This window comes from Bifidobacterium sp. POST2/T3 (B1) (genome assembly GCF_058197115.1).
The window spans coordinates 1-19,624 of the sequence record NZ_JBVPQK010000019.1 but is presented as its reverse complement, the minus strand read 5'-3'; the positions used below and the strand labels follow the sequence as shown (position 1 = coordinate 19,624).

17 protein-coding genes are annotated in these 19,624 nt (G+C 61.9%); all 17 read right to left on the bottom strand.

Annotated features, from left to right (window positions below; translation table 11 throughout):
• On the bottom strand, positions 1-1,283 hold a 1,283-nt coding region (gene galT, locus AC0AP0_RS02050), incomplete at its 3' end, for a galactose-1-phosphate uridylyltransferase (protein WP_490429207.1).
• Positions 1,284-1,365: 82 nt separating this feature from the next.
• The gene (locus tag AC0AP0_RS02045; RefSeq protein WP_254476886.1) at positions 1,366-2,241 is read right to left on the bottom strand and encodes a DeoR/GlpR family DNA-binding transcription regulator; all 876 of its coding nucleotides are present in this window, start codon (positions 2,239-2,241) and stop codon (positions 1,366-1,368) included.
• A gap of 219 nt (positions 2,242-2,460) precedes the next feature.
• Positions 2,461-3,204: a polyprenol monophosphomannose synthase gene (locus AC0AP0_RS02040; RefSeq protein WP_490429206.1), complete on the bottom strand. Its 744-nt coding sequence runs from the start codon at positions 3,202-3,204 to the stop codon at positions 2,461-2,463.
• 8 nt (positions 3,205-3,212) lie between these two features.
• Positions 3,213-4,565 (bottom strand): NADH:flavin oxidoreductase/NADH oxidase, encoded by a 1,353-nt coding sequence (locus AC0AP0_RS02035; protein WP_490429205.1) that lies wholly within the window; start codon positions 4,563-4,565, stop codon positions 3,213-3,215.
• Between the two features lie 88 nt (positions 4,566-4,653).
• On the bottom strand, positions 4,654-6,930 hold the full coding sequence (locus tag AC0AP0_RS02030) for a transglycosylase domain-containing protein (RefSeq protein WP_490429204.1): 2,277 nt from the start codon (positions 6,928-6,930) through the stop codon (positions 4,654-4,656).
• Between the two features lie 41 nt (positions 6,931-6,971).
• Positions 6,972-7,691 carry a Crp/Fnr family transcriptional regulator gene (locus tag AC0AP0_RS02025; RefSeq protein ID WP_110412474.1) on the bottom strand — a complete coding sequence of 240 codons (720 nt, stop codon included), beginning with the start codon at positions 7,689-7,691 and terminating at the stop codon, positions 6,972-6,974.
• A 124-nt stretch (positions 7,692-7,815) separates the two neighbouring features.
• Complete coding sequence (locus tag AC0AP0_RS02020; protein WP_490429203.1) at positions 7,816-9,063, bottom strand: lipoate--protein ligase family protein; 1,248 nt, start codon at positions 9,061-9,063, stop codon at positions 7,816-7,818.
• Positions 9,045-9,452: a TM2 domain-containing protein gene (locus AC0AP0_RS02015; RefSeq protein WP_490429202.1), complete on the bottom strand. Its 408-nt coding sequence runs from the start codon at positions 9,450-9,452 to the stop codon at positions 9,045-9,047. The genes AC0AP0_RS02020 and AC0AP0_RS02015 overlap by 19 nt, the downstream gene beginning before the upstream one ends.
• A 335-nt stretch (positions 9,453-9,787) precedes the next feature.
• Positions 9,788-10,009 carry a hypothetical protein gene (locus AC0AP0_RS02010; RefSeq protein ID WP_490429201.1) on the bottom strand — a complete coding sequence of 74 codons (222 nt, stop codon included), beginning with the start codon at positions 10,007-10,009 and terminating at the stop codon, positions 9,788-9,790.
• 40 nt (positions 10,010-10,049) lie between these two features.
• The gene (locus AC0AP0_RS02005; RefSeq protein WP_490429200.1) at positions 10,050-11,093 is read right to left on the bottom strand and encodes a 3-isopropylmalate dehydrogenase; all 1,044 of its coding nucleotides are present in this window, start codon (positions 11,091-11,093) and stop codon (positions 10,050-10,052) included.
• A 66-nt stretch (positions 11,094-11,159) separates the two neighbouring features.
• Complete coding sequence (locus tag AC0AP0_RS02000) at positions 11,160-13,583, bottom strand: S9 family peptidase (RefSeq protein WP_490429199.1); 2,424 nt, start codon at positions 13,581-13,583, stop codon at positions 11,160-11,162.
• A gap of 7 nt (positions 13,584-13,590) precedes the next feature.
• Positions 13,591-14,781, bottom strand: a complete 1,191-nt coding sequence (locus AC0AP0_RS01995; RefSeq protein WP_490429198.1) for an App1 family protein phosphatidate phosphatase — start codon at positions 14,779-14,781, stop codon at positions 13,591-13,593.
• A 10-nt stretch (positions 14,782-14,791) separates the two neighbouring features.
• A complete protein-coding gene (gcvH, locus tag AC0AP0_RS01990) occupies positions 14,792-15,205 on the bottom strand; it encodes a glycine cleavage system protein GcvH (RefSeq protein WP_045935082.1) in 414 nt (137 codons plus the stop codon).
• 39 nt (positions 15,206-15,244) lie between these two features.
• Entirely contained in the window at positions 15,245-16,843 is a 1,599-nt protein-coding gene (locus tag AC0AP0_RS01985) for a L,D-transpeptidase family protein (protein ID WP_490429197.1), read from the bottom strand.
• A gap of 87 nt (positions 16,844-16,930) precedes the next feature.
• Positions 16,931-17,968, bottom strand: coding sequence for an NAD(+) diphosphatase (gene nudC, locus AC0AP0_RS01980; protein ID WP_110412467.1), 1,038 nt, complete (start codon positions 17,966-17,968; stop codon positions 16,931-16,933).
• Positions 17,965-18,822, bottom strand: a complete 858-nt coding sequence (locus AC0AP0_RS01975; RefSeq protein ID WP_490429196.1) for an alpha/beta fold hydrolase — start codon at positions 18,820-18,822, stop codon at positions 17,965-17,967. The genes nudC and AC0AP0_RS01975 overlap by 4 nt, the downstream gene beginning before the upstream one ends.
• Before the next feature lie 23 nt (positions 18,823-18,845).
• Positions 18,846-19,475: an NUDIX hydrolase family protein gene (locus tag AC0AP0_RS01970; protein ID WP_490429208.1), complete on the bottom strand. Its 630-nt coding sequence runs from the start codon at positions 19,473-19,475 to the stop codon at positions 18,846-18,848.
• Positions 19,476-19,624: the final 149 nt, after the last annotated feature.

The following is a 19,624-nucleotide window of genomic DNA, read 5'->3' as shown; positions in this document are numbered from 1 at the left end:
CATTGATTCTCTCCCTTCTCCAGATCCAAGGGCCCCAGCTGGCGGAAACGGTCGGCAATCCGCTCGGGGGTGGTGTCTGAAACCCAGGCGGCCATGCCCGACTCAGACCCGGCAAGATACTTGATTTTGTCCACGGCACGACGGAAGGAGAAGAACTGCAGGTTGAGCCGGTAGTCCTCCCGCCGCGAATCGTGCAGCGGGGCCTGATGCCAGGCGGCGATGTAAGGCAGGTCCATCCCCTTGCCGTCGCCCTTGTCGAAGAAGGCGTTGCCCCGCTTGAGCAGAGTAGAATACATGACAGCCAAATCCCAGCGCTCCTGGTCGTTCAACTGGTCCAGGCTCAGGATCCCGTCGCGCACAGGGGCCATGTGGACTTCCAGGGGCCAGCGGGCAGCGGCGGGCACATAGGCCACCCAGGTGGCGTTGCGGAAGACGACACGTCGACCGGAGTCCAGCTCAGCCTTGAGAATGTCCGCCAGGAGGTTGCCGCCGGTGCGTTCCTTGTAGTCGGCGCACTGCCTCAACTCCTGCTCCAGCCGGGGGGCGATGAAGGGATAGCAGTAGATTTGTCCATGGGGATGGGCCAGCGAAACGCCGATCTCCTGGCCGTGGTTCTCGAAGGGAAAGATCTGTTCGATGCCCTCCATGGCCGAGATCTCCGCAGTCCGGAAGGCCCAGGCTTCCACCACCGTCCGCAGACGGGAGACCGGCAGATCGGCAGGGAGTGCGTGCTCGTCAGGATCGAAGCAGACCACCTCGCAGCGTCCGTTGGCCTCGCGCACCGGCCATAAGGGGTTACCGTCCACCAGGGAGGACTGGTCGGCCGTCTGCGTATTGGGCACCTGCATCATGGAGGGGAAGCGGTTCTCGAAGACTGCCACGTTGTAGTCCACATCGGGAATCTCTCCATCTTGGTAGGGATCTCCAGGCTTTCTGGCGGCCAGGGGGTTACCCTTGGCGGTGGCCTGCGGGCCGGCAGTGATGGGCCGGTTCATTCGGGCTGTGGCCATGGGGATCCAGTCTCCAGTCAGAGGATCCCGGCGCATCTGCGGTGGTTGGAAGGGCACCGCCCTGCCCTCCTGATCCTGATGGGGAGCGAACCGGTCGGTCAACGGACGAGGATCGTCCAGGCGCCTGGTCCTGCGGCCGGAGACGTACTCGGGATCATCATCCAGGTAGAAGAACCGACGTCCGTCGGCCAGCCTGGTGGGGGTGATGCGAATGTGCTCTCTGGCGTAGTCGCCGGGAACATACCGCTGGGGGACATACTGCTCTGACTTCATGCTGCTCCTTCATCGTCCGTGATGATTGACAATCCATGGCAACCCGCTATGGCAACCGGCGCATCCTTGGGTGGCTGCTTGCTCATCCGGCATGGTCCGCGTCCCCGGCCTCAGGCCCGGACCCGCCGGAGGACCCGTCATGAGCCTGGCCTTCCTCGGGGTTGACCGGCACCAGAACCAGCCGCTTGACCAGGGACCGGGTGGCCTCGGCCGACTCATGATCCAACTGGTCGTCGGTGATGACGGTGTCCACCTGGTCGAAGGAGGCAAACAAGGACAGGGAGGTGCAGCTCCACTTGGTGTGGTCGGTCAGAATGATAGTCCGATCGGCGATGTCCATCAATGCCATATCCGTAGCCGCCTCCAGGGAGTTGGGCATGAGGAAGCCGCGGGGTATGGAGACCGAGTGGGTACCCAGAAAGACCGTATTGACCCGCAGGGAGGCGATGACCTTGTCTGCAATGGGGCCGACCAGGGAGTTGGACCGGGTGATGACGCCGCCGGTGACGATGACCTCCACGTCCTTGCTCTCCATGGCCTGAACCAGTTCGGCCACGGGTATGGAATTGGTCAGCAGGGTCACGCCGGCGCACTGACGACTCTCCAGCAGATGCTGGGCGAATACGTAGGCCGTAGTCCCGCCGCCGATGGCGATGACGTCGCCCGGTGAGACATAGTCGATGGCGCGACGGGCGATGGTGTCCTTGAGACCCATGTCCATCTGTGACTTGACCGAGAAGAGCGGCTCAGCCAGAAGCGAGCTGGTGGTGACGGCCCCTCCGTGGACCCTTTTGAGCAGGCCCTTGTCCGCCAGGTCGGCAATGTCCCGGCGGATGGTCATGGCGGAAACGCCCAGCTCCTTGGAGAGGGCGGTTATGCGGACTGCGCCACGAGTACGCAACCGGTTCAGTATCAGGTGTTGGCGTTGTGACGATATCATTCGAACATTATCGCACACATTCGCCCAAATTGGCAAACCGACCTTTAGTCTACGGTCGCTGCTCAAAAGCAACGGCCAAAAATCGGTATTTCTTAGATAACCGGACCATTCTTCCATATACCAGAGGCCTGCCGCGGCTATTACAGAAATCTGTCAGCCAAGGTGAAGTCTGTTTTCAAGACTTCAACAAAGGCCTGCAAGGTCGCTTATAAAAGCGAACACGAATATAACCCAATGTCAAGTTCGACGGGGCAGCCGTTCAAGTCCCCACAGAGTCACCTGGGCCATGGCCTCCAGAACAATCCCGGCATCCATCTTCGAGCTTCCGCGAACCCGCTCCACGAAGACTATAGGGACTTCGACTACGCTCAGGCCCATGGCCTGGACTCGACGCAGCATATCCACCTGGAAGACGTAACCGCTGGATCGGACCCTTCCCAGATCGATCCGCCTGAGCGCGTCCGCTCGATAGACCCGCAAGCCGGCGGTCATATCCCGCACGGATGACCCCAAAGCAGTGCGGGCATACCAGGATCCCGCACGCGATATCAGATCCCGATACCAGGGCCAATGTTGCGTTCGGCCTCCGCGCACCCGGCGCGAGCCGATGACCAAACCCGGATGTGCATCACCTCGGGCCACAGATAGCATTCTGGCCAGATCCTTGGCCCTATGGGAGCCGTCCATGTCCATCTCGCAAATCAGGTCATAACCTTGCTCCAGCGACCAACGGAACCCCTGCACGTAGGCTGGACCCAGCCCACGGCGGGAATGGCGATGGATGACATGGACGCGAGGATTGCGCCTGGCCATATCCTCGGCAATGGCGCCGGTACCGTCCGGCGAGTCGTCGTCGACGACCAGGACATCGACTTCGGGGCAACAGGCCAGTAGCTGAGGAAGGGTCACCCCGATGTTGTCGGCCTCCTGATAGGTGGGCATGACCACAATGGTCCCCGCTCCGCCGCGAACAGCTTCCATGGCTGCTCTTAGCGGGCGATGCCGTAGGCCCCGCGCCGGTAAGGCTCAGGATAGGGGGTCTGCTGAGCGGACAGCCCCAGTTTGTAGGCGGCCCTGAGCGGCCAGTAGGGGTCGCGCAGACTGGCTCGGCCGATTTCGACCGCGTCGGCCAAGCCCTTGCGTACAATCCGGTCGGCTTGCCTGGGCTTGGTGATCAGCCCCACCGCCGTAGTGGGAATCAGCACTTGGCTCCGCACCTGATATGAGAAGGGCACCTGATAGTTGGGAGCGGCAGGAATCTCCACACCTGGCACCAGACCTCCAGTGGAAACGTCAATCAGGTCCACACCGTGCAGCTTGAGCACCTTGGCAGTACGGATGGTCTCGTCCAGGCCCCATCCGCCAGTGGCCCAGTCGGTGGCGGAAATGCGCACCAGCAGGGGCATGCCCGAGGGAATGACCTCGCGCACGGCATCGGTCACCTGAATCAGCAGACGCATCCTGCCGGACAGGTCGCCCCCGTACTCATCATTGCGTCGGTTGATCAGGGGATCAAGGAATTCGGAGAGCAGGTAACCGTGAGCGGCATGCAGCTCCACTCCCAGGAAGCCGGCCTGGACGGCTCGAACGGCGGCAGAGCGGAAGTCAGCCACAATGGAAGCTATCTGAGCCCGCGAAAGCTGGACTGGGACAGCCATCTTCCCGTAGGCGATGGGGCTGGGGCCTACGGGCTGCCAGCCGCCCTCAGCCACGGGTACAGTGGCGTTGATATAGCCCATGGAAGAGCACCCGGAAGAGCCCTTGCGCCCCGAGTGATTGAGCTGGACGACAGGAACCGCTCCAGCGGCCTTGACATCCCTGACGATGCCCTGCCAGGCCCTGGTCTGTTCGTCGTTCCACAGCCCTACATCGCAGGGTGAGATCCGCCCCTGGGGATTTACGGCCGTGGCCTCACCGATAACGACTCCGAAGCCACCCAGGGCACGAGACACATAGTGCTGATAGTGGAAGTTGGTAGGAACTCCATCGTGCCGCAGGACCGAATAGGTGTCCATGGGCGGCAACCAGATCCTGTTGCGGATATGCTGGTCGCGCAGTTCCATGGGCTGGAAGAGCGCAGGCAGCGCGATCTCCCGCCTTTTTCCTGATTTTGCTTTCCGGGCCTTTTTGACTCTTTTGGCCTTCTTGGACGATTTGATCCCCTTGGCAGCCTTGCCAGTTTTCTTCTTTTCGTCAGCACTATCCGACCCTGAGGACCAGATCGGTTTGGACACATCCAACCTGCCAGAGCCACTTACCGGCCCCGGCATTGCCTGATCCACATTGACCCGGCCGTCGGCCCGAGGGGCCTTGTCATCCAGCTCTGAATATTCCTGGACCATCAGTTCCTGCCTCTCCCGACGGGCGACCGTACCCCTCCTGGTACGCCCGTCGACGAATCCCTAATGGTCTCTATTGTAGGCACAGGCCCTAGTCCTCTGGAGAATTCACCGTCTGTGATTGGTCCGGACTGGTCGCTTGATTCCCCTGTTGTCCCCCTTGCCCTTGACGATAGGTCTGCCGCTGTCTGCCCGTGGACCGTTGCTGGGACGGCTGAAGCTGCTGGACTCCGCCGGTGAACCGGGGATCGGGATTGCCGTAGGAGTTGTCCGGCTGGATATTGGCTGCGGCCAGGTAGGTGTTCATGAAGTCCTTCCAGGCCGGAGTGGCAATATACATGCCGTACCAAGTGTGCATGGACCTTCCGTTGATGGTCCTGTTGGTGAAGGAGACCTGACCCTCCGCATTGCCCACGGTGACGAATGCAGCCACCTGGGGCACGAATCCGCCGGTCAGCATGTACTTGTCCTCGTGGGTGCCGGTCTTGGCGAAGGTCTTGCGTCCCCCGTCCAGCTGGGTCGTGGACGCCTCGCCTCCGGGCTGGACGACGCCCTGGTTGAGTGCATAGGCGGCGGTCTCGGCGATGCCCGGATCGATGGCCTGATGGCAGTTGGCCTTGGGCACCTTGACGGACTTACCGTTCTTGTCGACCACCTTGGTCATGGCTATGGGGCTGCAGGCCACCCCCTTGGCGGCGATGGTGGCGTAGACGTTGGCCATGGTCAGCGGGGAGGCCTGGACCGCACCGATGACCATGGGCGGCTGGAAGGTGTTGACCGAGTGGATGTCCATCTGATCCTTGGGGGAATTGTGGTAGCCCATCTCCTTGGCCGTATCGGCTATGGTGCACAGACCGATCTGCTGGGCCATGGAGGCCTGGGTGGTGTTGTGCGAGCGCACCAGACCCTGCAGGGGGGACTCCGGCGACGTGGTGCCGCCGCCGGAGTTCTCCACATGCCAACTGCCGGTGCCGAACCCGTAGGGGGTGCCGTCCGCCATCTTGCAGGCGAAGGAGGTCTGCGGGTAGCTGGTGGAGGTGCGCAGGGGCTGGTTGATGGATTTGCCGGCCTTCATCCAAGACACCAGGTTGATGGGCTTCCAGGTGGATCCCACAGGGAAGCCCCAGCCGCCGCCGTCGACCTGATCCACGGCATAGTTGATGGCCGTGCGTGTGCCGCCGCCCGAGTTCTGGGTGGCATCGTAGATGCGGTTGATGCCGAAGCCCAGGACCTCACCGGTGCCCGGGCGGATGGAGGCTATCGTGACCTCGAAGCCGCTTCGATCATCCACGGGGATGGTGTCCCGGGCCGCCTTCATGGCCGCTGCGTTGGCGTTGACGTCCATGGTGGTGTAAATATCCAGGCCGCCCTCCTTGAGGAGCTTGTTGCGCTCCTCCTGGCTCTTGCCGAACTCCTTGGAGTTGAGGATCTGCTTGGTCACGTAATCGCAGAAGAAGGCTGCGTCTCCAGCCGCCTGGCATCCGGCATCGACCGACTGCACATGGAGCATCTGATCCAGAGGCTTGGCCTTATTTTCGTCATATTGGCGCTGAGTGATGTAATTCTCCTGGCGCATCAGATCCAGGACGATGTCCCGCTGCTCCTGGGAGGCCTTGACATTGACGGTGGGGTCAAAACGGGCGGGATTCTTGGTCACGGCGGCGATGGTGGCGGCCTCGCCCGGGTCCAGGTCCTTGGCCGACTTGCTGAAGTAGCGCCTGGCTGCCGACTCGACCCCGTAGACGTTGGTGCCGAACTGGGCGATGTTCAAATACCCTTGAAGAATTTCAGCCTTCGAGTACTTCTTCTCCATCTGCACCGCAATCAGCATCTCTCGCATCTTGCGGGCTATGGTCTCCTCCTGGGCGTGGTACTCCGCGATGGGGTCGTTGTTTTCTTCAGCCTGGCTCATGAGTACGTTCTTGACATACTGCTGGGTCAGGGAGGAACCTCCCTGGGTGTCGCCCTGCTTGATGTAGGTCTGGATGAAGGCCCTGAGCACGCCCTGGGTGTCCACGCCGGCATGCTCGAAGAAACGGCGATCCTCGCGAGCTACTACGGCCTTCTGCATGTAGTCGGAGACATCCTTGATAGGCACCACGATCCTGTTCTGTGCATAGAAAGTGGCGATGACTGTATGCCCGTCGGAGGCGTAGAGGCGGGACTGCTGGGGCAGATCGTTGACATTGAAGTCGATGTTGTCCGTCTTCAGGGCAGGCATCAGATTCCTGGAGGCGGCGTTGATACCGAAGACAGCGGGAAACAGGAAACCAGAGACGACCACGCCACCTGCGACGCAGAAGATGAGGTAAGCCAGCAGCAGCGTGAAGAAGCGCCTAACTGACATGGATTTCTTTTGTTCGGGCATGGTCTCCATCCTAGGCCGTCGGCTCTACCGAGCAGTGGCGTTCACATGCGCGAGCGTCGAATCAGCGGTCCTGGCTGGAAAATGATGATGGTGCGGCCCTTACGAGAGATCCATCCCCGGTTGGAGAAGTCCATCAGGGCCTTGTTGACAGTCTCCCGTGAGGCGCCAACCAGCTGTGCCAGCTCTTCCTGAGTCAGATCGTAAGGAACCATCAACCCTTGCTCGAAGGGTTCGCCGAAGCGTGTAGCCAGATCCAACAAGGTTTTGGCCAAGCGGGCAGGCACATCCAAGAAGACCAGGTCGGAGATACGCTCGTTGTCGGTCCGCAGGCGGTGGGCCAGCACCTGAAGCATGTCCACAGCCACCTTGGGATGCTGGTTGAGCCAGTCGAAGAGGGTATCGTGGTCCAGAGCTGCCACCTTGGTCTTGTTGACCATGACCACGGCCGAGGCTGTGCGCGGCCCGCCGGAAGGGTCAAAGACGGGAATCTCTCCCAGGATCTCCCCGCGCCCATGGATGCTGAGCAGCTGGATTCGGCGGTCGGGCGACTGGCGGACCAGTTTGACCCGGCCCTCCTCCAGCAGATACATGTGGTGATCGGTGTCCCCCTGTCGAAAGACAGTGGAACCCTTGGCGAACGTGGACTCATGCATGGTGTCCAAAAGCTGATCGGCATCCTGCCTGGGAACTTGTTTGAATAGGGCGGTCTGCCTGAGGGCGTTCCCATCATCGGGAATCTCATTGGGCTTGTGAACCGCCATACTCCGCACTCCTTTTCGCCATGTCTGGCGGGTCTGCACCGACTCACGCATGGTTGATGACCTCACGCCGGGTTCGACGCGACTGAGCACGATTATACCCACACGCATCAACCCCCTCGCCTGGTCAGGAGATCTGGGCGGTCCATTCCTCACGGCCGTAGCGCTGCCTGGCCAGGGTGCGGGCCCGTTGCTCAACCTCAGGCGCAGGACTGGATGTGCGCAGATCCTCTACCAGGGAGGGCAGGGTATCCAGAAGAGCATCGATCAAGGATTGACGGGACAGACTGGTCTGCCTGTCGATGGGATCCACCCGACTTCTGACCGAGGTCACGGCCTTGTCATGGAACTTCTCCGGGTCCACATTGAGCACCTGAGCCATCAGATCAGCATCCACAGAATAAGAGAGCGTGGTGTGGTGGAGCAGCCCGCCCGGTCCGCGGGAACCTGCTGGCAGCCTGCGCTGGGCGGCGCCCCCCATCTTGCCCCGCGGGGAGGCGATGTCATTCATACCCTGCCAGCCGGCCTGGATCCCCTGCATGCGCAGACCACGAACCAGCCAATAGTCGCAGATACGGTAGGAGTCGATCAGGTCGACCCCCTTGACGAAGTCCAGAGGCAAATAGAGGGAATAGGTAATGGCCCGGTCGGGCTGAATGATCATGGTCCCACCTCCGGTGCAGCGGCGGACCAGGGTAAAGCCCAGACTGCGTGCCAGCTCGACGTGGACCTCCCGGCTCAGGGACTGAAAGCGCCCTAGGATCACCGCCGGCGCCGCCCAGTTCCAGATGCGCAGGGTAGGCGGCAACTGGCCCTGGGCCACGGCGTCATTGAGAGCCTGATCCATGGCCATCTGCATGACCGGCTGACGTGGACGGTCCCTAATCAGGTCCAGCTTCAGGCCAGACCAACGGTGGAGGCATTCGGCCTCGTCCGGCTGCGCCTGCCTGGAAGATGTCTGGTCCGGCAGTGACGGCGGTTGGTCGTACCGCCCTTGTCTGTGGATGACTAGCCCAGCCGGCAGGGCACGCTCCAACGCGATCACCAGGGTCCATGGGGACACGCCAACTACTCGCTGACCCTCCCCGTCCGCCATGACCCTGCTCAGCCTTTCCAGAGCCAAATCAGGATCCAAGGGCAACGAAATGTCGCAGATTGCGGATTCCAACCGGGATACTGGCTCATGATCACCCTCGGATTCCTGGGCTACTGTCGGGACTGGCTCCGTGAAGAAGTCGCCGTCGATCCTGCATGAGTCGATGAACGGACGGGAGTCGGATTCCTGGCCCAGTGTCAGGGTTACAGCCGCCAGTTTGCCGCCCGTCTGCTTCCCGACGCCGCGCAGACGGACCGGCTTCAATCCGTCAGCTCCCATCCGCGAGCGTCACGATGCCAAAAGGATCCGGAAGAGGATGTCAGAATCAGGATGCCTTCGATTAGCCCCCAAATTATGGCGATGGTCGGCCCAATGAAGAAGAAGGGGAAGCCAATCAGGGTGAGCATAAGCTGAGCCACGCCCCGGCCGGTCCTGCCCAGGTAGAAGTTGCCCACACCAAAGCAGCCCAGAAAGATACTGAGCAGACCGGCTGCCAGCTTGCTATGCGGGGTAGGCGATATCGGGTAGGCTCCCCTGCCGTTGGGCATTGCCCCGGGGTACCCGCCCTGGGGCATGCCCGGGTAGGGCCAGGGCATGGAACTCTGCGGCGTATACTGCCCGCCAGGATACTGCCCGCCAGGATACTGATTGCCGGGATACTGGCCCATCGGGTATTGATTGCCCGGGTACCCACTTGGTGGGTATTGGCCAGCCGGATACCGGCCGGGATAACTCGATCCCGGCTGATAGAGCCTTTGTGGATTCTGACCGCCAGGATACTGTCCAGCAGGATATTGCTGGCCGGTTGGGTATTGTTGACCAGCTGAATAACCGGTGGTCGGATACTGATTAGGCCGGTAGGGCCCTGCCTGATAGGCCCCTGGATATTGGCCGCCATTCTGAGGGGCAAACGGGTATCCGGCATTGTCCCTTTGACCAGTCGGATACCCGCCATAAGGGTTTTGTCCGGAGGAATACTGACCAGTCTGATACGGATTCTGATTCATTCCACCAGCATCATAGCCAGCAGGACAGTCTGGATTCTGTCGCTGCCCGTCTGCTGCACCTGGACCAGACTGGCCCGGCTGCCCTGCTCCAGCAGGTGCATTCCCACCGGCAGAAACCTGATGTTCGGGCGGTACCTGCGGGGATGGTGAGGGGCCGAAACCAGGATTCCCTGTCGGCGTATCGCTAGACTGCCGGTCTTCCGGCTGAGGGGCATCATCCATAGTCATGCACTCCAGTCTAGCCGCCATCCGGCCCGATTACAGCCGGGCCAGTATATCCTTGCCGATCTGCTCCGTGCTTCGCTGGGTGGAGCCGGAGCGTTCGATATCGTCCTCCACGGCCCGTTCGATGCTGGCCGCCTCACCCTCAAAGCCCAGATGATCCAGAAGCATTCCCGCCGAGAGGATGGCCGCCGTAGGGTTGGCGATCCCCTTGCCTGCGATGTCGGGGGCGGACCCATGGATGGGCTCGAACATGGATGGGTAGGTCCCCGAGGCGTTGATACAGCCGGAGGCCGAGTAACCCACGCCCCCCACCACAGCTCCCGCCTCGTCCGTGAGGATGTCGCCGAAGAGGTTGTCAGTCACGATCACGTCGAAGCGGCTGGGCTCAGTCACCAGGAATATGGTGGATGCGTCGATGTGCAGGTACTCGCGCTCCACGTCGGGATACTCCTCGCCCACCTGGTCGACCAGCCGCTGCCACATGTCTCCTGCGTTGGTCAGCACATTCTTCTTGTGGACCAGGGTCAGGCGGCGGCGACGCTTCATGGCCAGCTGGAAGGCATAGCGGATGACCCGTTCCGCCCCGTAAGCCGTGTTGATGGAGACCTCGGTGGCCACCTCCTGGGGGGTGCCCCGGCGAATGGAGCCGCCGGCCCCGGCGTAGAGCCCCTCAGTGCCCTCACGCACGACCACGAAGTCGATGTCGCCCGGATTGGCCAGGGGCGACACCACGCCCTTGTAGAGCTTGGAAGGCCTCAGATTGACGTATTGATCCAGTTCGAAACGCATCTTAAGCAGCAGTCCGCGCTCCAGGATGCCGGCCTTGATCCGCGGGTCGCCGATGGCCCCCAGGAGGATGGCATCCTGCTGTTTGAGCCTGTCCAGATCCTCGTCCGGCAGAACGACTCCATCACGAAGGTAACGCTCAGCGCCCAGATCGAAGTCCTCATAACGGATATCAGCCTTGCCCCGGGTCACCTTTTCTAGGACGGCTTGAGCCTGGGGAACGATCTCCTTACCGATGCCGTCACCGGCAATGACCGCAATGTGATATGTTTTCTGCTTGCTATTTGTCATACCACGAGCATAACGAGCCAGCCAAGCCCCTTTCATGACCCCGACCGAATCCCGGACAGACCAGGATCACCGGCTTTCGGGGACCATGATAGACAGGCACCAGGCGTTCTCGAAGGCCAGTTCCTCCCACTGCCGGTAACGTCCGCTTATGCCCCCGTGGCCTGCCTGGACCTCGATTCTGATCAGCGCATCGGCCCCCACCTGCGGCTCTTGCAGCCTGGCCACCCACTTGAGCGGCTCAACGTAGAGCACGCGGGTGTCGTTCATGGACGTGGTCACCAGGATGGCAGGGAAATGGTCGCTGCCGAAAAGTCGGCGCCGACGATCAGCATCAGGAACGTTCTCGTAGGGTGAGTAAAAACGCATGTACTGGTAGACCTGCTGGTCATGCAGGGGGTCTCCCCACTCGTCCCATTCGGTCACGGTCAGCGGCAAGTCCGGATCAAGGATGCTGGTCAGCGCGTCCACGAAGGGCACATCCGCCTCGATGCCGGCATAGAGCTGCGGGGCCATATTGGCCACGGCCCCCATCAACAGCCCGCCGGCCGATCCGCCGTTGGCCACCGTATGACAAGGATCCGCCCAGCCCTGGGCTTGCAGAGCGGCGGTCACGTCGATAAAGTCCAGGAAAGTGTTGACCTTGTGCAGTCGACGGCCCTGCTCGTACCAGGCGCGGCCCATCTCCCCGCCGCCGCGCACATGGGGGACCACGTAGAGCACGCCTCGGTCCAGCAGGCTGAGCCGACCGGTGGAAAAGCCAGGGTCCTGGCTGATCTCATAGGCTCCGTACCCGGTGATGAACATGGGTGCAGGCCTGTCCGGATCCTGGTCCGGCCAGGGACGGCGTTCAGGATGATCAGGCGCCTGGATAATCGTGTCATCGGGTCCGGTCCTTCCACAGGCATCCAGCCCCGGGTGCATCCCCCGCCGCCAGACCAGAGAGACCGGTACCAGAGCCCCATCCCTGACGCGGACCAAAATTCGACGCTCTGCGTAACGCTCGGGTTTAAAGTCACCTAAAACCCGAGCCCGCTTGAGCAGCCGATCCACACCCCGGACCGGATCCAGCTCCCGCAATTCGGCTGGGGTTCCATAGCTGCCCCGTATGTAGCGCAGCCCAGGGGCCTGGTAGGAGGGGTTGTCCGTGGGGCCGATGCTGTAGAGACGGTCAACGCCATCCCTCCCTTGGTCGGACAGGACCTCGCGGAAGCGCCAGGGTCGGCTAGCACGCAAATCCTCCAATGCCTGATCCTTGGCGATAACGGCCATGTGGGGCAGGCTGTCGGCCCGGTAGGTCAGGACCACGAAGCTGCGGTGGATGCCCAACCCCTCGATGCCTAGTCCGCGAGCGCCCTGGAGGATGGCGGGATTACCCGGGTCCTGATAAGGCTTCTCGGGTGGCAGGGAGGACAGGTCTCCGGAGCGCTCGCAGCCATATGGACTGCCCTGGGCCAACCGTACCCCTTCTCCTAGCTGAAATGGCGGACGGTGGCTGCGCAGATCGATCAGGTCCACCTCGAAGTTGGGGTTGTCCACGTTGTGGTAAACCACAGCCACCGGCAGGTCCTCCCCCGCCGGACCGGCATTTTCGAATCGGGCCAGGCTGATGTCGTACTCGACCCCCTCCTTGCGGGGGATCAAGGGCACAAACTCCCCCTGCGGATCCTTCAGGTCCAGCATGAGCACCTCGCTGGTGGTCTTGGACCCGGTGGCAATCAGCATGGCGGATTCGTCGTAGCTCAGGCCCAGCCCCACCCAGAAGCGCTCATCGTTCTCCTGGTAGACCATGACATCCTGATCGGCCGAAGTGCCCACCTTATGCCTCCAGACCGTGTCCGGACGCCAGGCCTTGTCCAGGCCGGTATAGAAGACCCAGCTGCCGTCGGGGGTCAGCACCGCCCCGGAGGAGACCTGGTCGATCCGATCAGGCATGTCTCGGTTCTCGGCCAAATCCCGGATACGCAGGTCGTAGCGCTCATTGCCCCTGGCGTCCAGTCCATAGAGCATCCACCGGCCGTCGGCGCTCAGGTCCAGGCATCCCAGGGAGAAAAAGTCATGCCCTTTGGCCTCAGCGTTGGCATCGAAGATAACCTCCTCGCCCGGCATGGACCCAGGCGCTGCATCAGCCTGGACAGCAGGAGGGTCCCAGTCATCCTGGTCACGCACCGGCAGGCGGCACTGCACCCCATACTCCTGGCCCTTGAGCGTTCGGGAGAAGTACCAGTATCCATGCATCCGGGTGGGTACCGACATGTCGGTCTGCTGTACCCGGTCGGTAAACTCCTTGAGCAGGGTGGCCCGCAAACCCTCCTGACCGGCAAGCCGTTCCTGGCAGTATCGGTTCTGATCACGCACATAAGCCTTGGTGGCCGGATCCTCCCGGTTGCGCATCCACTCATAGGGATCCTCGAAGTGATCACCATGGAAGCATCGATCAGTGGGACGGCGTTGTGCACGAGGAGGAGCGGAGTTGACGGCCGAAAAACTCATGGGGCGATTATATTCTGGCGCGACGACGCAGATAGGGTAGCAGGGTTCGCATCAGGTTGGCGCCCGTGGTCCCAAAGAAGACCGGCACCTCCGTCACTGGCATCGGCTGTGTGGCAGTGCGCTTGACCAAGGATCCCAGTCCGGTCTCCCGGGGGCTCAGCTGGCGGATGCCAATAGCCAGGACCCGGCCCGGATATTGCCGTACCACCTGGGCAAAGGTGGAGGGGTCGCTCTGCCCGTCATCGCCCATGAGCACGAAGCGCATCTCGGGAAAGTCGGCCATCAGCTGACGAATGAACTCCATCTTGTGCTGCACGATGGAGGGAACGAAGGTCTTGGGTCTGGGATCCAGATCCCGCAGCAACAAGGGGCCGGCCGGAAAGCCATGGTCACGAATGAATCCACGTATAGACCCCTCCACATTCCAGGGCGAAGCTGACAGATAGAAGAAAGGCATCCTGGGGTCTAGGTCACGGATGCGGTTGTAAAGAACGGCCATGCCCGGCACCGAGGACCGGCGGTGGGGGTCTGACAGGAGCAGGTTCCAGGCAGCCTTCCAATGATTGGGCACCTGGCTGATCATGATGGTGTCGTCCACATCAGAAATGACGCCGACAGGAGTCTGGCCGGGCACAATGTACAGAGGCGCATCAACGGGCCGGCGGCCCCGCACCTGGTAGGAGACCCGGTGCACGCCTGGGGTCAGCCTATGCTCAGCTACCAGATCCAGGTAGCCCGATCGGTCGGAGAAGACCGCATCCGCGCTCAGGCTACGGCTGGGATCGACGGCATCGTAAACCGAGGAATCACCCACCTGGACCCTACCGATAGCCGTACTGTCGATCGCCAGCCTGACCCTGGTCCTGGGCGCGGGCACAGTCAGCAGGCCACGAATGCCACGAATGGCCGGATCCTCGCGTCTGCGGCCGTCGGTCAGAATGGTGCGGCAGATCAACCGGGAGTATGACTCGGTACCGTAGCCCACATAGGGTTGAACGTCGGCCGACCAGCCCAGACGTCCGGTCATATTAATGGACAGCCCCACCCATAGGTCGAAAGCACCGGTCAACAGTCGCCTCAGCAGACGCACCGGAGCCGGTCTGCTCTCGATGCCCTCTCCGGGCGCAGCTGAATCGAAGGTGGTGCTGACCGGTCGGACCTGAAGGGGCCCTTCATCGCGACCGAATCGCCTGGTCATAACTGGACCGTCAGTTCAGGCTCTTCAGCAGCTGACCATACTCCTCGGCGCTCATCAGATCGGGCTCGTCGTCCTCCAGGTCGATCTTGGCTATCCAGCCTTCCCCATAGGGGTCGGAGTTAATGACTTCCGGATCGTCCGAGGCTGCCCTGTTGACGTAGGCGATGGTGCCCGCCACCGGGCAAACCACCGGCTCAACAGCCTTGGAGGACTCCAGCTCGATGACCTCATCGCCAGCATCGACGTGGGTACCAGTCTCGGGCAGGTCCAGAAAAACCAAGTCTCCCAGCTGGTCCGCCGCATACTCGGTCACACCCATTGGCGCCGGGGACTGACTGGGGTCGATCCAGACATGATCCTGTGAATATCGCAGGTGTTCGGGCACATCCAGACGGGAAGTTCCATCACTGTGTTCATCACTCATGGTTCCAGCCTACTCGGCCATCTGCCGGGGCAAGTGCTCCTAGCGGGCCGGGCCCGACGGAACCTGCCCCTCCACCTTGACCATGGTCCCAATTGGGGCGTTGTCAAAGATCCACTTGGCGTCTTGCTCATACATGTTGATGCAGCCATGAGATCCGTATTGGGCAGGGTCGCCCTTGGCAATGCCGCCATAGTTCCAATTGGCCGTGTGGAAGCCCTCGCTGCCGTTGTAGTAGGAAACCCATTTGACATTGGGCGAGACGTAGTCATCCCCGCGCATAGTCTGGACCGCGTAGCGCACATTGATGAAGAAGGTGCCGGTGTCGGACCATTTCCCGTCATCGGGCTTTCCTGAGCATATGGGGAAGGTCTTGACCTGGGTTGTGCCGTGGTATGCGGTGGCGGTCTGGTCACTGAGATTGACCTGAATCCAGATGTCGCCGTCGGGCACATCGTAGCGGGCCACCCTGGTCTGCTCCTTGTGGGGCGTGATCTCGGCGCTCGCCTGGACCGGGTTCGTGTCGCCCTCCTCCAGGGCCTTGACGACCAGGTCTGCCGTGGCGGACACATCCGTGACCCGGACACCGTCCACTCCCTTGGTGGTCTCGGCCACCACATCGCCCTTGGTGTTCTTGACGTTGACGGCGGTGACCATATCCCGGTCCAGCTGCCGGGCCAGCTCCTGGTCCAAGTACTGCTTGATGGCCTGCCGATCGAAGCCCAACTCCATGGTCCCCTTGTCCAGATCAGTGACTGGCTTGACCCAGGTGGCCACAGTGGCGGCCGGGACGGTCATGCGGTCATCATCAGCACCCTTGATGACCAGGTCCTTGGCCAGTCGCTGGTTGGCCTGAGAGGCCACCTGATTGGCGGTGTCCAGGCTGATGGGCATTGTCACGTCCTTGTAGACCATCCCTACGGCCAGACGCCTACCAGGCTTATCTATCAAGGAGGAGACGGCACCCTGTACGCGGCCCAGATCAGGCGCCTTGCCTCCGCGACCCTCCTGGGCCCGGAAGGCGTGTGCGCCTTGATCGAAAACAATGGTGGAGGGAACAGACCGGTCCTGGCGGGGAATGAAGCGTTCTGTCAGATACTTATCCATAGCCAGCTGATCCTGCTCGGCCACCAGCGGCACCGACTCGCCATGGAAGGGGTTCAGCCGGGAGAGGCCTGCGGAGCCCTTGGCACTCATGATCTTGGTAACCGTGGCATCCGAATCCACACTTACCCCCAGATCCTTCAGTCCCGCCCGAGCGGTGGTGCCTTCACCTTTGAGTTCCACCTGAGAGTCACGTACCTGCTGATCGACGATCTGCCTCACCTGGTCTCTGGTCCGGCCCATCATGACCTGCCCTCCCAAGGTGACGCCAGGGGCCACCCGGTCGCGGAAGAAGGCACGAACACCGAACCAGCAGCCTACGAGAATCAGTACAGCCAGAAGCAACAGGGCCAGGATGGTGCGTCCTCGATGACCGCTTGAAGGAGTCTTATGGGTTGCGCCAGCACCGAAAGCCTGATCTGCTTGTTCGTCGGCGAACAAGTCCACAGGGTCGGGCCCGTTGCCGGTCGTCGGCGGCATGGTCACAGTTTCGGCCTGGTCGACATCATAGATACGAGGCTCTTCTTGCCCCTCCATGGCCATAACACACCTTTCGCTGCTGACAGTTCCTTGAAATATCTTACGACAAGACCGGGTCTGAAAGCACAACACCACCCCAATGAATCAGAGCTCGCTGCCGTACCACTGCTCAATCATGTACCTTGCCACACTGGCCGCCTGGGGTATGCGCAACCGGCCCGAGGCCAGAGCAGCCCCGAATTCCTCCCGTGTGAACCAGTCGGCCTCATCAGTCTCCTGACCATCCACCCGGATATTCGTATTCAGGGACCTGGCTCTGAAGGCCACCATCAGCGATGAGGGGAAGGGCCAGGGCTGGGAGCCCAGGTACCGCATCTCCCCCAGGTTCAGGCCCACCTCTTCCAGGGTCTCCCGTCGGACTGCATGCTCCAGATTCTCCCCAGCCTCGACGAATCCAGCAGTGATCGAGCGAAAGCCAGGAGCCCACTTCCGGTTGTGCTGGAGCAGAAGCCGATCACGGCCGTCCACCACGGCCATGATCACTGCGGGCTCGATGCGGGGAAAGAGTATGTGTTTGTCCCCGGATGCATTCCCATGGCAGATCTGAGCCCATCCAGCCTGGCAAGGATGGACCAGTGCGCCACAGCGAGGGCAGAAGGCCTGGCGTCCATGCCATACGGACAAAGCGACCGCACAGGTTGCCAGGCCCACCTGACGCGGACGGCCATGAGGGGCATACTCACGCAGGGCAAGCCAGTCAAAACGCTGATCCGCGGCCTGAGCCAGGTCACGAAGAGGGACCTGGACAGTCCCACGTGCACAGGCAAGATCCAGATCCAGGGCCAGCCAGGCCTGCTGGTCGGCCCTCCCCAAGTAGTAGCAGGGCGGCTCGAGCTGGTCCGTCGAGCCCGCCAGACGACCTCGCAAATATGCAGCAGGCAGGGTGGCCAGACGGATGCTGGCCCCAGTGCGGCCAGCCAAAGCACCCTTGCCCCTGGGCACGGCCACCCTGTCGCCCCGCACCAGGATGACGCCTGTGCCGTCCTGGTCCAGCAGGTGGTCAAGCAGCCCTGGCTGTTGACGCGATGCCGTGTCGTAGTCAACATCCCCCTGAGCCAAGGGCAGAAAAGGCAGGGGTCCGGTAAGGGCCAGCGGGGAAAAGACCGTCCCAGAATCGCTCATGACTGCCTCCCCACGCGACGAACCAGGTCCAGCAGGGCTGTAGCCACCTGATCTGGATGCTCGACGGCGCTGAAGTGGCCGCAGTCGTCAATGGCGGTAAAAGTAACGTCGGTTCCGGCCTGACGCATGGTCTGGGCCAGCGGCTCCATAGTGCTTGGGGGGCTGGAGGGATCGCAACGGCCGCTGACCAGGGCCACGGGCACTCTGATGCGGCCGACCAGATCGCTCTGATCCGGACGGCCTGCAGCCATCCGCTCCCGCCAAGCGATGCCCCGGGGATCCTGGGACTGTATCCATTCAGTCATGGTCTGCACGAAGGCGGGAGAACGCTTGACCGTGGAATCGCCCTCCTGGGGACTGGCGAAGTGCATGACCGGATCAAGTGTTCCCTCCACCTCACAGGTTCGGGCGATCTGCAGCCGGTTGGCGCGAGAGGCCGGACGGTCAGCCATCAATGTGGTGTCACATAGGGCCAGCCCGGCCACCATCTGCGGATAAAGCCTTGCTACAGCCTCGACCAGATAGCCCCCCATGGAAAGTCCGACCCAGATGGCCTTCTGCGCTCCCGTCGCGGCAAACATGTCCGCAAAGGCTTGAGCCATGGTATCCAATGCACCAGGCAGGGCACCGTCAGAATCTTCCGGACCACAGGAAGCCGGCCCAGGCAGGGGACAATCGCCTGCTCCGGGCATATCTGGCGCATAGACCGGGAAGGGGCCCATACCCGCACGATCTGCCTGCGCAATCAGCGAAGCCGCGCACCGGTCCCACATGTGGTGGTCCACAGGGAAAGCATGGACCAGGACCAGCGGCAGCCCCTCCCCACGACGATATACGGTATTGGCAATGGTCATGCCCGCCTCCGAGGATTCGCGATTCACAGTGCACCGGCCCAGGTCAGGGCGCCCATCAGCACCTTGCCATGCCCGCCGGGCATCTGGCTCATGAAGGACTCCAGCATGTCCCCCTTGGGATCGATCCACTCCACGTCCAAGGTCTCGTCCTGGGGCTTGCAGTCCCCGGCCACCGGTACCAGGTAGCACAGCGCAATGGCGTGCTGGCGCGGGTCGTAGTACTCCGAGACCCCCGGCGTGGGAAAGAACTCGGCCACGGTGAAGGGCTGGGGGCTGGCAGGCAGCATGGGCAAGGCCAGCTGGCCCAGATCCTTGGCGATGTTTCTGGCCAGAGCCTCCCTGATGGTCTCGTGGTAGAGTATCCGTCCGGTGATCAGGGTGCGCTCGATGTTGCCCTGATCGTCCACGCGAAGAAGGGTACCCACCTGAGTGACTGCGCTCATTTCATTCACGCGAACCGGCACTACCTCCACATAAGGCATGGGCAGGCAGCGCCGGGCACGGTCGATGGCGTCACGGTCCAGCCATCCGGGGGGATTCGAGCCCGAAAAACCCCGGTTGAAGTCCTCTGGGGTGATGTGTGAGAAAGCGCCACGGTCGCGATCGGCATCGAAGTCGTCATCATCGGGAATCTCATCGTTCAGCACTGGCATGGCTCCATTATCCGCACCACTCTTGACCGCCCACGGGACCCCGGCGGACATCTCCACCCAGAGCATATTCGGGCGCTTTCTCCAGCCTTGATGGAATGCTGATGATTGAAAGCGGTTGCTAAGCACGGGAGCTTCCCGCGCGACAGTCA

What these genes read in the sequence shown, in the direction of transcription:
- AC0AP0_RS02015 (WP_490429202.1), bottom strand. Translation starts at nt 9,452, where the DNA reads ATGGGCCAGTATCCCGGCAATCAGTATCCTGGCGGGCAGTATCCTGGC.
- AC0AP0_RS02030 (WP_490429204.1), bottom strand. Translation starts at nt 6,930, where the DNA reads ATGCCCGAACAAAAGAAATCCATGTCAGTTAGGCGCTTCTTCACGCTG.
- AC0AP0_RS02025 (WP_110412474.1), bottom strand. Translation starts at nt 7,691, where the DNA reads ATGGCGGTTCACAAGCCCAATGAGATTCCCGATGATGGGAACGCCCTC.
- AC0AP0_RS01995 (WP_490429198.1), bottom strand. Translation starts at nt 14,781, where the DNA reads ATGACCAGGCGATTCGGTCGCGATGAAGGGCCCCTTCAGGTCCGACCG.
- AC0AP0_RS02000 (WP_490429199.1), bottom strand. Translation starts at nt 13,583, where the DNA reads ATGAGTTTTTCGGCCGTCAACTCCGCTCCTCCTCGTGCACAACGCCGT.
- AC0AP0_RS02040 (WP_490429206.1), bottom strand. Translation starts at nt 3,204, where the DNA reads ATGGAAGCTGTTCGCGGCGGAGCGGGGACCATTGTGGTCATGCCCACC.
- AC0AP0_RS02010 (WP_490429201.1), bottom strand. Translation starts at nt 10,009, where the DNA reads ATGATGCCCCTCAGCCGGAAGACCGGCAGTCTAGCGATACGCCGACAG.
- AC0AP0_RS02035 (WP_490429205.1), bottom strand. Translation starts at nt 4,565, where the DNA reads ATGGTCCAGGAATATTCAGAGCTGGATGACAAGGCCCCTCGGGCCGAC.
- gcvH (WP_045935082.1), bottom strand. Translation starts at nt 15,205, where the DNA reads ATGAGTGATGAACACAGTGATGGAACTTCCCGTCTGGATGTGCCCGAA.
- AC0AP0_RS02005 (WP_490429200.1), bottom strand. Translation starts at nt 11,093, where the DNA reads ATGACAAATAGCAAGCAGAAAACATATCACATTGCGGTCATTGCCGGT.
- AC0AP0_RS02020 (WP_490429203.1), bottom strand. Translation starts at nt 9,063, where the DNA reads ATGGGAGCTGACGGATTGAAGCCGGTCCGTCTGCGCGGCGTCGGGAAG.
- AC0AP0_RS01970 (WP_490429208.1), bottom strand. Translation starts at nt 19,475, where the DNA reads ATGCCAGTGCTGAACGATGAGATTCCCGATGATGACGACTTCGATGCC.
- AC0AP0_RS01975 (WP_490429196.1), bottom strand. Translation starts at nt 18,822, where the DNA reads ATGACCATTGCCAATACCGTATATCGTCGTGGGGAGGGGCTGCCGCTG.
- nudC (WP_110412467.1), bottom strand. Translation starts at nt 17,968, where the DNA reads ATGAGCGATTCTGGGACGGTCTTTTCCCCGCTGGCCCTTACCGGACCC.
- AC0AP0_RS01985 (WP_490429197.1), bottom strand. Translation starts at nt 16,843, where the DNA reads ATGGAGGGGCAAGAAGAGCCTCGTATCTATGATGTCGACCAGGCCGAA.